Source organism: Desmonostoc muscorum LEGE 12446, from assembly GCF_015207005.2.
Taxonomy (GTDB): domain Bacteria; phylum Cyanobacteriota; class Cyanobacteriia; order Cyanobacteriales; family Nostocaceae; genus Nostoc; species Nostoc muscorum.
Genome location: NZ_JADEXS020000001.1, coordinates 2,885,358 through 2,898,058, shown reverse-complemented (window position 1 = coordinate 2,898,058; position 12,701 = coordinate 2,885,358). Strand labels below are relative to the sequence as shown.

10 protein-coding genes and 1 pseudogene are annotated in these 12,701 nt (G+C 41.5%); 8 read left to right on the top strand and 3 right to left on the bottom strand.

Features of this window, described 5'->3' with window-relative positions; translation table 11 throughout:
- Nucleotides 1-5: 5 nt before the first annotated feature.
- From clpX to IQ276_RS41260, 4 genes and pseudogenes are all read left to right on the top strand, one after another.
- Nucleotides 6-1,346 (top strand): ATP-dependent protease ATP-binding subunit ClpX, encoded by a 1,341-nt coding sequence (gene clpX / locus IQ276_RS12355; RefSeq protein ID WP_190881305.1) that lies wholly within the window; start codon nt 6-8, stop codon nt 1,344-1,346.
- Between the two features lie 125 nt (nt 1,347-1,471).
- Nucleotides 1,472-2,392 (top strand): alpha/beta fold hydrolase, encoded by a 921-nt coding sequence (locus IQ276_RS12350; protein WP_193924273.1) that lies wholly within the window; start codon nt 1,472-1,474, stop codon nt 2,390-2,392.
- 591 nt (nt 2,393-2,983) lie between these two features.
- A protein-coding gene (locus tag IQ276_RS12345) for an IS630 family transposase (RefSeq protein ID WP_193926078.1) occupies nt 2,984-4,062 on the top strand; the annotation gives its coding sequence in 2 pieces (ribosomal slippage) (nt 2,984-3,452 and nt 3,452-4,062; 1,080 coding nt in all).
- Nucleotides 4,063-4,066: 4 nt separating this feature from the next.
- Nucleotides 4,067-4,159: pseudogene (locus IQ276_RS41260) on the top strand (DUF4277 domain-containing protein); the annotation flags it as partial.
- 573 nt (nt 4,160-4,732) lie between these two features.
- Here IQ276_RS41260 and IQ276_RS12340 read toward each other — a convergent pair.
- Nucleotides 4,733-4,984 carry a hypothetical protein gene (locus IQ276_RS12340; RefSeq protein WP_235115610.1) on the bottom strand — a complete coding sequence of 84 codons (252 nt, stop codon included), beginning with the start codon at nt 4,982-4,984 and terminating at the stop codon, nt 4,733-4,735.
- Nucleotides 4,985-5,165: 181 nt separating this feature from the next.
- Nucleotides 5,166-6,149, bottom strand: coding sequence for a GntR family transcriptional regulator (locus tag IQ276_RS12335; RefSeq protein WP_190881307.1), 984 nt, complete (start codon nt 6,147-6,149; stop codon nt 5,166-5,168).
- 270 nt (nt 6,150-6,419) lie between these two features.
- Here IQ276_RS12335 and IQ276_RS12330 point away from each other — a divergent pair, with 270 nt between their 5' ends.
- The 4 genes from IQ276_RS12330 (at nt 6,420) to IQ276_RS12315 (ending at nt 10,995) form a co-directional block, all read left to right on the top strand.
- Nucleotides 6,420-7,163, top strand: coding sequence for a dienelactone hydrolase family protein (locus tag IQ276_RS12330; protein WP_193922398.1), 744 nt, complete (start codon nt 6,420-6,422; stop codon nt 7,161-7,163).
- 129 nt (nt 7,164-7,292) lie between these two features.
- A complete protein-coding gene (locus tag IQ276_RS12325) occupies nt 7,293-8,195 on the top strand; it encodes a S1 RNA-binding domain-containing protein (RefSeq protein WP_190881309.1) in 903 nt (300 codons plus the stop codon).
- Nucleotides 8,196-8,495: 300 nt separating this feature from the next.
- Entirely contained in the window at nt 8,496-9,371 is an 876-nt protein-coding gene (locus tag IQ276_RS12320) for an SDR family oxidoreductase (RefSeq protein ID WP_190881310.1), read from the top strand.
- A 127-nt stretch (nt 9,372-9,498) separates the two neighbouring features.
- Nucleotides 9,499-10,995, top strand: a complete 1,497-nt coding sequence (locus IQ276_RS12315; protein WP_235115609.1) for a beta-barrel domain-containing protein — start codon at nt 9,499-9,501, stop codon at nt 10,993-10,995.
- 72 nt (nt 10,996-11,067) lie between these two features.
- On the opposite strand, the gene IQ276_RS12310 is transcribed toward IQ276_RS12315, so the two are convergent.
- Nucleotides 11,068-12,603, bottom strand: a complete 1,536-nt coding sequence (locus IQ276_RS12310; protein WP_193919161.1) for a S8 family peptidase — start codon at nt 12,601-12,603, stop codon at nt 11,068-11,070.
- Nucleotides 12,604-12,701: the final 98 nt, after the last annotated feature.

Here is a 12,701-nt window from a genome sequence, read left to right as displayed (position 1 = left end):
CTGGTATGTCTAAGTACGACTCCCATTTAAAATGTTCATTTTGTGGCAAGTCTCAAGAGCAGGTGCGTAAATTAATCGCGGGGCCGGGAGTCTACATCTGCGATGAATGCGTTGACTTGTGTAATGAAATACTAGACGAGGAGTTACTCGATACAAATGGTGCAGCAGCCCAACCTGCACCTAAGTCGGAACCACCTCAAAAACGCCGCACGCGCTCTTCGAGTATTTCGTTTAATCAAATACCCAAGCCAAGAGAGATTAAAAAATATCTAGACGAACACGTTATTGGTCAAGATGAAGCCAAGAAAGTGTTATCAGTCGCCGTTTACAATCATTACAAGCGGCTGGCGATCCTCCAGTCTAAAGCCAATGGCAAAGCTGGTGCTGATGATGCGGTAGAGTTACAAAAGTCTAATATTTTGCTCATCGGACCGACTGGTTGCGGTAAAACTCTCTTAGCCCAAACCCTAGCGAAAATCCTGGATGTACCCTTTGCCGTCGCTGATGCTACGACGCTGACGGAAGCAGGGTATGTGGGAGAAGATGTGGAAAATATCTTGCTACGACTGTTGCAAGTGGCAGATTTGGACATAGAGGAAGCCCAGCGGGGAATTATCTACATCGATGAAATTGACAAAATTGCCCGCAAGAGTGAAAATCCCTCGATTACCCGTGATGTTTCCGGCGAAGGCGTGCAACAAGCTTTGCTGAAAATGTTAGAGGGAACGATCGCTAACGTACCACCCCAAGGAGGACGCAAGCATCCCTACCAAGACTGCATTCAAATTGATACCAGCAATATTTTGTTTGTCTGTGGTGGGGCTTTCGTAGGCTTAGAAAAGGTTGTAGATCAGAGAGTTGGCAAAAAGGCAATAGGTTTTGTGCAGCCCGGAGAAGGCCAATCGAAGGAAAAACGGGCAGCAGACACTCTCCGCCATCTAGAACCCGATGATTTAGTCAAATTTGGCATGATTCCAGAATTTATCGGACGCGTGCCAATGGTAGCAGTGGTAGAACCCCTAGATGAAGAAGCGCTGATGGCGATTCTTACCCAACCACGCAGTGCTTTAGTGAAGCAGTACCAAAAACTGCTGAAGATGGATAATGTCCAGTTAGACTTTAAAGCAGATGCTCTACGAGCCATCGCTCAAGAAGCCTACCGTCGGAAAACTGGTGCTAGAGCTTTGCGTGGTATTGTGGAAGAATTGATGCTCGATGTCATGTACGAGTTACCGTCTCGTAAAGACGTGACACGCTGTACAGTAACACGCGAGATGGTCGAGAAGCGATCGACTGCCGAATTGATCATGCACCCATCTTCACTACCGAAGCCAGAATCAGCTTAAGAGTCATTAGTCATTAGTCATTAGTCATTAGTCATTGGTCATTATTCATTAGTCAAAAACTAAGGAATAATAACAATGTACCCAGGACAAGTGACTAATGACGAAGGACAAAGGACAAAAGACAAATGCCTTACATTAATGTTCGTGGGGTTGAGCATTACTACGAGTGGGTGAAAAAACCATCTGGTTCTTTAGTAAAACCAGTGATGGTTTTCATTCATGGTTGGGCTGGTTCCGCTAGATATTGGCAAAGTACCGCTGATGCTTTATCTGAGCAATTTGATTGTTTACTCTACGATATGCGGGGATTTGGGCGTTCCCGTGGCAAGCCAACCATAGTCCAAGCGAGTGAATCTGTTGCCGAGTCCCAGTCACTTCAGGAAAAATCAGAAGCAATCAAAGAGCTAACCTACGAATTAGAAGAATACGCTGATGATTTGGCAGCTTTGCTAGATGGGCTGCATATTCAGCGTGTTTATATCCATGCCCATTCAATGGGTGCTTCTGTTGCTACTTTATTTTTTAACCGCTATCCCCAACGGGTGGAACGAGGAATTTTAACTTGTAGCGGTGTTTTTGAGTACGATGAAAAAGCATTTACTGCCTTTCATAAATTCGGTGGTTATGTAGTTAAATTCCGTCCCAAATGGTTAAGTAAAATACCATTTGTTGACCGGATGTTTATGGCTAGATTTCTGTATAGTACCATACCAAAATCCGAACGACAGGCTTTTTTGCAAGATTTTCTCGAAGCCGATTATGATGCAGCATTAGGTACAATTTTTACTTCAGTCTCTAAGGCACAAGCTGAATTGATGCCCCAAGAATTTGCGAACCTGACAGTACCAACTCTACTGGTGGCGGGGGAGTATGACAAGATTATTCCAGCCGAAATGGGGCGTCAAGCAGCAGCATTAAGTGACAAAGTACAGTTTGTAATGATTCCTAATACAGCGCATTTTCCGATGTTGGAAGATGCATCAACTTATTTGCGGCGAGTACAAGAGTTTTTGCAAATTAACACACCAGAGCCACAAATAAGTTAATTTCTGGAGAAGAATTCAGGAGTCAGAATTCAGAGTGATTCTGTACGACTGGATTGGTGAATATTGGTTTAAAACCCAATACGCTTGGGTTAAGGGTTATTGGCGTAGAACCCACATTCCGCACCCTAACTGTCACAAGTTCATTAGTACTTAACTAATTTTCACTAAATAGTACTTATGAACTATAACGAGGAGTAGTATTTTAAAACTTAATAAGAATAATTAGCAGTAAACCAAAAAGTTTTTCTCCAAAGAGCGATCGCGGAAATACTTATATTTTTTGATACTTATTGATACACAATTATCTAACCAGCAGACATAGTATAAATGATGATTACTTATGATTAGTTGGTCGAGAAATGGTCAGAACTAACCTGACGGAAGAGTAAATAGATTTTTAGGTACATAAAATATGAAAATTTGAACAGATGTTGTTTACTCTGTTCTATCGCTATGTCTAATCTGAAAGAAATCGAAATTCAAAATCTAGACCATTTGGGTATAATAGCAGGGATTATATAGGAATCATATTTGATTTCTGAAAAAGTGTACGAGATAATACGGAGAGAGATATCTGTCTAAGAGCGAACAATGATAGAGCAGCATCTACAACCTGCGATACCTTCGGTGAGCTTCGCTAACGCAGAACTACAAGAATTTATAGATAATCGCCCGGATGCCCGTGAGGTGAGAAAAGCTTTGGCAGTGAAACTGGTTTATCAAGGCTACAAGTATGAGGAAATTCAAACAATTTTAGATGTCTCTGTTGGTTCAATAACAAGCTGGAAGCAAGCTTATAAGGAATATGGAATTTGCGGATTGCGCTTAAATTATAAAGGCAGAAAGAGTTACCTGAGCGATGAACAGCAACAAGAAGTATTAAGTTGGTTGCAAACTAAGGAGATTTGGGAGCTTGGTGAACTGGAATACAAATTGGCTTTTGAATATGATGTCATCTACGAATCGAAACGGAGTTATTATGATTTATTTGACGCGGCGGGAATTAGTTGGAAAAAAACTACTGGCTTAAACCCAAAGGCGGACATTGAGGCTGTAGCTGCAAAAAAAAACAGATTGAAAAATTGTTGGACAGCAATAGAGAGGAGATAGAAGAAGGAAGACTGAGAGTATTACTAATAGATGAGTGCCATCTGTTATGGGGAGACGTAACTGGTTATGTCTGGGGAAAAACTGACCAAGAAATAGCAATTGGCATCGTTAACGAACGAGAGAAGCAGACATACTACGGGGCGGTTGATTATCTCGATGGTAAGTTGCTTCTTAAAGCTTACAATGCTGGCAATTCAGACAATACAATTGATTATTTACGTTATTTATTAGACCAGTCTCCCAACCAACGATTACTGCTTTTTTGGGATGGTGCTTCTTACCATCGTTCACATCTGGTTCAAAACTTTTTAGGAGAGATAAACCAAGGTTTGTCTCCAGACCAGTGGAAAATTCATTGCGTTCGCTTCGCTCCTAATTGCCCATCACAAAATCCAATTGAGGATATTTGGTTACAAGCTAAAACCTGGGTGCGGCGTTTCTGTGCTTTGATTCCTTCGTTCTCTCATCTCAAATGGATGTTTGAGTGGTTTCTCCGACACACTAACTTTGATTTTGACACTTTACAGATGTACGGAGCTTTTTCAGAAATCAAATACTAGTCCTATAGACTCTATAGGCTTGGTGGAAATTATTAATGAATTAATCGGTCAAGAGCCAGGAGAGAAAATCAGCCCAGGACATGTGGTCAAAGCAATGAAATATCAATATCAAATTTGACTTCAGAAAGAGAATATATTCTAAATTTTCTGCCAGAGAATTGTCACTACTATTATAAATTGTAATCAGACTATATCGAAAACTTATTTGTGATAGAGACTATTAATAAAAATTAATAGTTAGAAATTATAATGGTTTTTAATCGACATCTCATAAGCTAAATACAAATATTTTCGTAACAATCATAAGTTTTTATCTATCGAGAAAACATAAATAATTATTGCTGCTTATTGAGAATATAAATATTATTTAGGCTAGGTCAATAATCTCCCTACATAAACAATAAAGTATTCTTTTACTCTCATTCTAGAGGCAATACTCAGTAATAACCCCTTTGTGACAGTTAGGGTGCGGAATGTGGGGTAGAATATTGGTCTTTCAGACGCGATGAATCGCGTCTCTACATGAGGCTTTTGTTGCTCATACTGAACTGTATTGGTTTAAAACCTTGCTCCTTGCGGGCGAAAAAGTTGATAAATTATTCCTGATTAAAACTCTATTCTTTTATGGGTAGAGAATTCAGAATTCTGAATTCTGAATTCTGACTCCTGTTTATTTTCGGATAGCGTCCACAAATTCGGCAATAGCATCGTACTGGTCAGGATGGGCGATATATTTCAGCAATAAAGCTGGGTCTAAATTCGGTAAGAAACCACTACGGTTTACTTCTTCATACTCGCCAGCCGCATTTAACCGAAATATCTTTATTTGGTCAGATTTCCAAAATCCAATTTCAGGTACTTTCTTGGGTTTGAATAACTCCTTGCGGTTAATAGTGCCACTAGTAACGATGATTTCAATCACAATATCTGGCGTTTCTTTATTGCTGCCAATGCAGTAAGATTCATCTGGTGTACCAGAAGCATACCCAGGTTCTTCGAGAGTAAAACCACCTCGACCATAGAAGGCGAAGGTATTGCTATACAGATTTAATCACAAATGTGTACGCCCCTACGTGTGTTCTATCGAAATCACAACCTTGGGATTAACTCAAACCGAGTTCTCGTTTTAGCAAGTTAATCGAGTTAGCGCCGATATAATTATCAACTTTAATCAGCTTTGGCGGACGAATAATATCTTCATCCGCTGCTTGCACGGCTGCTTGCACAGCTGCAAAACTGGCTTGGTCACTAATAATCACCTCAGCCCGCTTGACCATTGCTTGAAGTTTATAACCATCTTTTGGTTGAGAAGTCATGATTAGTAGTTCATCTCCCCGCAAACCGTGGAGAATAACTTCCGCCGCGCGGGCAATTCCAGAACTGAGGCTAACGATGCCCACACAGTTTTCTTTTGGCAGGGTTTTCAAGAAGTTGAGTTCTTTGCTGTAGTCGTAGATATCCAGGGGAATCACCCGTGCAGCTTTTGGAGCAGCGATCGCTTCCACATCACTGATAAAATACCGACTTGTGACCACTGTGGCAGAAGTAGTTTTATCTAGCACAGCTGTTAATTCTTCCATTGCTACCAATTGTATTGGTATTTTCAGCGATCGCTCTAATTCATACACCATCAACTCACCAGCACCCATGTCATGAGATGGAACTGCAACTAATACCCGCGCACTACAACGCAAGCGCCAGTCAATTTCCGCTAAAAATAACTCTCTAGCTTGACTAAGCGAACAACCTTGGGAGAGTAGTTCATCTAGTGCTTGTTGGACAATTTGATATGCATTGGGATGTTGTTTGAGAATTGGTGATTGTAGCCTGCTACCGCCCTCGTGGCCTTGGGCACGCACATAAATTCCGGAACCAGCCAGACTTTCTACAAATCCGTCTTCTTCGAGTTGACGGTAAACTTTGCTGATGGTGTTACGGTGTAACCCAGTTTGCATTGCTAGCGCCCGTGTACTTGGCAATTTGTAACCAGGTGGATATTGCCGGGAAGCGATGGCAAACCGGATTTGATTAAACAGCTGAGTTGATGCGGGAATTTCGCTGTCTGGCTGAATACGGAATTGAATCATCACCAAACCTCCTGAATACTGGGTGCTGAGTATTGAGTGCTGAGTGCTAGTTTCGTACTTGAGTACTTAGCACTTTGAAGTCAGCACTCCTTTGGCGATCGGCTGCATTTAGATGTCAAATATTTGATTTACATATGAAATTTTTCTGATACAAACTTTGAATGCGCTCACTATGGTAGTTGATAATTTTATTGGAAATAACTTAGACATACTGGCATAGTTATATCAAAGAAATACACTCATAATTACATAACACTGGTAAAAATTATTATGACAGAGCAAGTAATAAATACCACAACGGTTAAACTTTTGCAAGATAATATTCAAGTGTCTGCTTATCTGGCAGAACCAAAAGAATCTGGTTCTTATCCAGGAATCGTGGTGTTGCAGGAGATTTTCGGTGTCAACGTTCACATTCGGGAAGTTACAGAACGGATTGCCAGACTTGGATATGTAGCGATCGCACCTGCACTTTTTGAACGTATTGCCCCTGGTTTTGAAACCGGTTATACCCCAGAAGATATTCAAGTTGGCAAAAAATACGCTTGGGAACAGACTCAAGCATCAGAGTTATTGAGCGATATTCAACTAGCAATTGACTACCTTAAAAACCTCCCCAAGGTTAAAAAAGATGGCTTTGGCTGTATTGGTTTCTGCTTTGGTGGTCATGTCGCCTATCTTGCAGCCACCCTACCAGATATTCAAGCTACGGCTTCCTTCTACGGTGCTGGAATTACCACCCGCACACCGGGAGGTGGTGCTGCCACACTCACCCACACCAGAGAAATCACAGGCACTCTCTATGCCTTGTTTGGTAAAGAAGATGCTAGCATCCCAGCCGAACAAGTAGATGAGATTGAAGCAGAGTTAGAAAAATATAAAATTCCTCATCGTCTGTTTCGCTACGATGGAGCTGACCACGGATTTTTCTGTGACCATCGTGGCAGTTATAATCCTAAAGCTGCTGCTGATGCTTGGGAGCAGGTGCAACAACTCTTTAGTCAACTGAACTGAAGTCCATACAGCCAAGTTTGTCATTGGTCATTAGTCATTGGTCATTAGCAATTGGACTTTGGACAAATGACAAATCACAATCTAAACTCCAGTGGCATCAGCTCAAATAAAAATTAATCTTCAAAAGTCATGAATTCCGAATCGAAACTTTCTCAAACAGCTAATTCGCCGTTTACAATGGACGATTTTGCCAAAGCACTAGAAAAACACGACTACCAGTTTCAAAAGGGACAGGTTGTACGTGGCAAAGTGTTCCAATTTGACCATGATGGAGCTTATGTCGATATTGGTGGCAAATCGTCAGCTTTTCTACCGCGCGATGAGGCTTCTTTGAGAGCAGTGACCGATTTATCAGAGGTGCTGCCATTGCAAGAGGAACTGGAGTTTTTGATTATCCGAGATCAGGATGCAGAAGGTCAAGTTACTCTTTCTCGAAAGCAGTTGGAAATTCAGCATATCTGGGAAAGATTGGCTCAAATGCAGGAAAATACCCAGACTGTCCAAGTACGGGTTATGGGTGTGAATAAAGGTGGTGTCACAGTGGAGGTTCTGTCTTTGCGGGGATTTATTCCGCGATCGCACTTGGCGGAGCGTGATAATTTAGAAGCACTCAAAGGTCAAACTCTGACTGTGGGCTTTTTGGAAATTAATAAAAACACCAATAAACTTATTCTTTCCCAACGTTTAGCAACTCGTTCTAGCAACTTTAGTTTGTTAGAACTAGGTCAATTGGTAGAAGGAAAAGTCACTGGTATCAAGCCTTTTGGTATTTTCGTCGATTTAGATGGCATGAGCGCTTTACTTCATATCAAGCAAGTAAGCCAAAAATTCATTGAATCTCTGGAAAAGGTATTTCAAATTGGTCAACCAATTAAAGCTGTAATTATTGACTTGGATGAAGGTAAAGGGCGAGTTGCTCTTTCTACCAGAGTTTTGGAAAATTTCCCTGGCGAAGTGCTAGAGAATTTCGCTGAGGTCATGGCTTCAGCTGAGGCGCGTGCCAATAGAGCTAGCAACAAAGTCTCTGAATAGTTTTGAGATGAACTGTTTGTGCAAAGCGTTTAAATCCCCATCTGAAACAATTTTGAATTTTGAATTTTGAATTGTTATCACTCCCCCCGCATCTACAAAGATGTGGGGGATAATTTTTAGAGTATTAAGATAAATAAGGTGTGACCTATTGACTGAGTTGGCGTGAGGATATCTTGAGCATGGTTACAAAGTATAAAATATGCACATATTTCCTGTTTAAGTATTGATAAGCGGGTTTTGAGCATATACCGAGCATTTCGAGAACTATAAACGCTGTAACTATTGAATTTAGGTATTTATATGTTTCTAGTAACTGGAGCAACGGGAGGAATTGGTCGCAGAGTTGTGCGACTCCTACGTCAACGAGAGCAGTCTGTGAGGGCATTTGCCCGTCTTACCTCGCGCTACAGCGAATTAGAACACCGGGGTGCAGAAATCTTCATCGGTGATTTGGAGCGAGAAAGAGACATTCAAAAAGCTAGTCAAGGTGTGAAGTATGTTATCAGCGCCCACGGTTCTGATAGCGATGCTTTATCCTTAGATTACCGTGCCAATATTGAACTGATTGACCAAGCAAAAGCTAATGGGGTGCAGCACTTTGTCTTCATTTCTGTATTGGGAGCCGATCGCGGTTATGAAGATGCTCCCGTTTTCAAAGCCAAACGAGCAGTAGAGCGATATTTAGAAGCTAGTGGCTTGGATTACACAATTTTACGCCCAGCTGGATTAGCATCTAACTTGCTACCACTGGTAGAAAGATTTCGGGAAACAGGATTGTATCTGCTAATTGGCGATCGCAAAAATCGGACTTCAATTGTCAGTACCGATGATTTGGCAAGGATAGTAGTGGATTCTTTTACAGTTGAAGGCGCTCGCAACCAGATTTTACCAGTGGGAGGGCCGGAGATTTTATTAAGAGAAGATATTCCCCGAATTTTTGGTCGGATCTTCGCCAAAGAACCAGTAATAATTAATTCACCACTATTTCTCGTTGATGGGTTACAAGGGGCATTGGGTTTATTTAATCCCCAAATCCAAAAAGCTTTGGGAACCTATCGCACTTTGCTAGCAAATGAATTTTTCTGTACCAAAGATGAAATTGCCAATTTAGAAGCGATTTTTAACTTCCAATTGGAGACATTAGAAAATTTTTTGCGGCGCTATCTGGCAGTTTGAATGGGGAGTAGGGAGTGGGGAGTAGGGAGAAGGTGAAAGGAATAAATTAATTATTCCCATTCCCCACTCCCCATTCCCCATTCCCCACTCCCCATTCCAAAATCCAAAATCTAAAATCCAAAATTCTATGAGATCTCCCCTAACTGTAAATGCTGCTCAAGCACGTCAGACAAAAGAGCGATTCGCCCAACCTGAGGAACAACTTACTTATGAATTGGGGAAGGCGGTACAGGAATTACCACCTCTGTACACAAGATTATTAGCAGGAACGATTAGCGTTATAGTATTTGGGGCGATCGCCTGGGCGCACTTCTCCCAAATTGATGAAGTCGCAACAGCACCAGGGGAATTAATTGCTTCTACACAGGTAAGACCGGTGACATCCTTGGGGGGAGGCTCAATTGTAGCTGTGAAGGTGCAAGAAGGCGATCGCGTCACTAAAGGTCAGATTTTGGTTCAAAAAGATCCAGACTTGCAAAAAACTGATGTTTCCCGTTTAGCTAAATCTACCAGATTGATTCAGGACGATTTGCAACGTTTAGATGCAGAACGCATTGGAGGTAAAGTTGCTGGTACGAAACTGCAAGATGAACTTTTAAGTTCCCGTTTGCAAGATTTCCAAGCACGTCAAGCCGGAGCCGAAGCCGAAGCAAATCGCCAACTAGCACTCATCGATCAAGCCAAAGTCCGGTTGACTAGGTTACAAGATAACTTAGTAGCTGCAAAAAGCAGCGTCACCAATGCTAAAACTAACCTTGTCAACGCCGAGAGCATCCGTACTAGAGTTGAAAGTAATTTGGCGATCGCCGAAGAAAGAGAAAAAAGCCTACGCACCCTCATAACTCCCGGCGCTGTACCAAGAGTTGATTACCTAGAAGCCCAAGAAAGATTAACTCGTACAAAGACAGAAATCACCAGGGCACAAGACGAAGTAACCAATGCCCAGAATAGAATAACTGAGGCTCAAGATAAAGTCACATCATTAGAAAAAGATATTGCTGCTCAAGCCCAAGAAATTCGCCAAGCCCAAGAAGCTTACAAAGCTGCACAAAATCAGGCCCAGCGCGTAGCATCAGAACGCCAAAGTGAAATTTTGACCCAGTTAAACAAGCGAAAAGAAGAACTGACAACGGTTCAAGGTCAATTAGAGCAAGCGAGAAAGCAGCAAGCTTTGGAAACCATCGATGCTCCTGTTAGTGGTACGATTTACAGAGTCAAAGCCACCAAGGGACCAGTACAACCAGGTGAAGAATTGGTGTCAATTTTGCCGGAAGGAGAAGAAATGCTCCTAGAGGTGAAAGTTCTCAACCGCGATATTGGGTTTATTCGTCAAGGGATGAGAGCGAAAGTGAAAATGGCAACTTTCCCCTTCCAAGAATTTGGTACTGTGGAAGGCGAAGTTGTGCAAGTCAGCCCCAATGCAATTGTTGATAAAGAATTGGGCTTAGTTTTCCCCACAAGAATTAAGTTAACTAAACACTCAGTCAACGTCCGGGGTCAAGAAGTGGAATTTACACCAGGGATGGCTGCTACAGGTGAAATTGTGACTCGTAAAAAGTCAATTTTGACCTTTATTACTGAGCCTGTGACGCGGCGATTCAGCGAGGCTTTTTCAGTGAGGTAGTTTTGTAGTAGGGGTTTAGCATTGCGCTTTACCCTTACCCAAGTATTATTGTCTAGCAAATTACTATAATTTTCAACCGAGACCCAAGAATTTTCTCACCTGATCTAATTGTTCTAATTGTTTTTGCATTTGCTCTACTAGTTTGCCAAAATCAAGATTATTCTCATTGCTATTCATATTGATGCCGCTGAATATCGGATCATAGTCTAGAGATTGAGACCAGAATTCTGGATTAACTAATCTCTCATTACCTTCAGATGATGTCAGATATTTTGTTGTTTCTGTAGTTGCCTGATTACTCACAAAACGAAAATCAGAACTATTAAAATTAGCAATGGTTTGTGGCATCAGATATTTTGTTGCTTCTGTAATTGGCTGATTGCTTACAGAACCAATATCGAATTTATTAAAACTAGAGATAATCTTTGGTGTTAAATATTCTGCCGTTTCTTTAATTACCTGATTCGCCAGAGAATTAACATTAGAAATATTCAAATTAAAACTTGTACTTTGTGTACTATTTCCTGCGGTTTCTGTGATAATTTGACGTACTTCGGCATCAGTTAAATTAGGGTTGGCACTCAGCATCAGGGCAACTACACCAGCGACGTGGGGAGCAGCCATAGAAGTGCCGCTATAAGTGTCATACTGATTACCCGGAACTGATGAATAGACGTTGACTCCTGGGGCTGTGACATAGCTGATTTGACTTGTTCCAGAGCGGTTAGAGAAGTCAGCCATATTATTATTTCTATCTACTGCCCCAACAGCAATTCCGGATTTTGATGCATAGCGGGCGGGATAATTTGGTGATGAGTCACCATCATTACCGGCTGCCATGACGACAACTACTCCTTTGCTGCTGGCATAGTTAATGGCTGACTCTAGAGTACGATTAGAAGATGTGCCTCCTAAGCTGAGGTTAATCACATTGGCTCCATTGTCCACAGCGTAGCGAATACCTTTGGCTATGGAATTGTAGGAACCGGAGCCAGAGTCATTCAAAACTTTGACAGGCATGATTTTGGCATCATAAGCAATGCCAGTGACACCGTAATTATTATTTTCTCCTGCGATCGTGCCAGAAACATGAGTTCCATGACCGTTTCTGTCTAAGGTATTGTTGTTGTTACCAGAAAAGTTCCAGCCATAATTATCATCAACATAACCATTGCCATCATCATCTATACCGTTATCTGCAATTTCTTTGGTATTCGTCCAAATATTATTTCTCAAATCTTCGTGGTTGTAGTCAACCCCAGTATCTACAACAGCAACAACAACACCTTTACCTGTGTATCCATTTTTCCAAGCCTCTGGAGCATTCACAAGGTCTGCCCCCCAATTATTCCCACCCTGGTTAGGCACATCAGCAAAAGGATTTTGACCAGCAGCTTTACTGACTGCTGAACCTGCATTTACCAAGCCATAACCATTAGTAGAATTGTAATTTCCGGTGCTTGTGGCAGTAGCTTCTGGGTAATAGCTACTACTATTGAGGTTCAAGGTATAGTCATCTTGGGCACGAAAAGTATCTACTGAGGAGATAGAAGTAGAATTTAGCCCGCTATGAGAAAGTAATTGGCTACTAGTGTCATTAATGGGCATAAGTATTTTCTCCTCAAATAAATAAATTATTTTTTAGCAGCATTAACTGTTAAAACCTTTTCACCAAGGTTTTAAAGACTAATTTTGTCTCCTTTGCC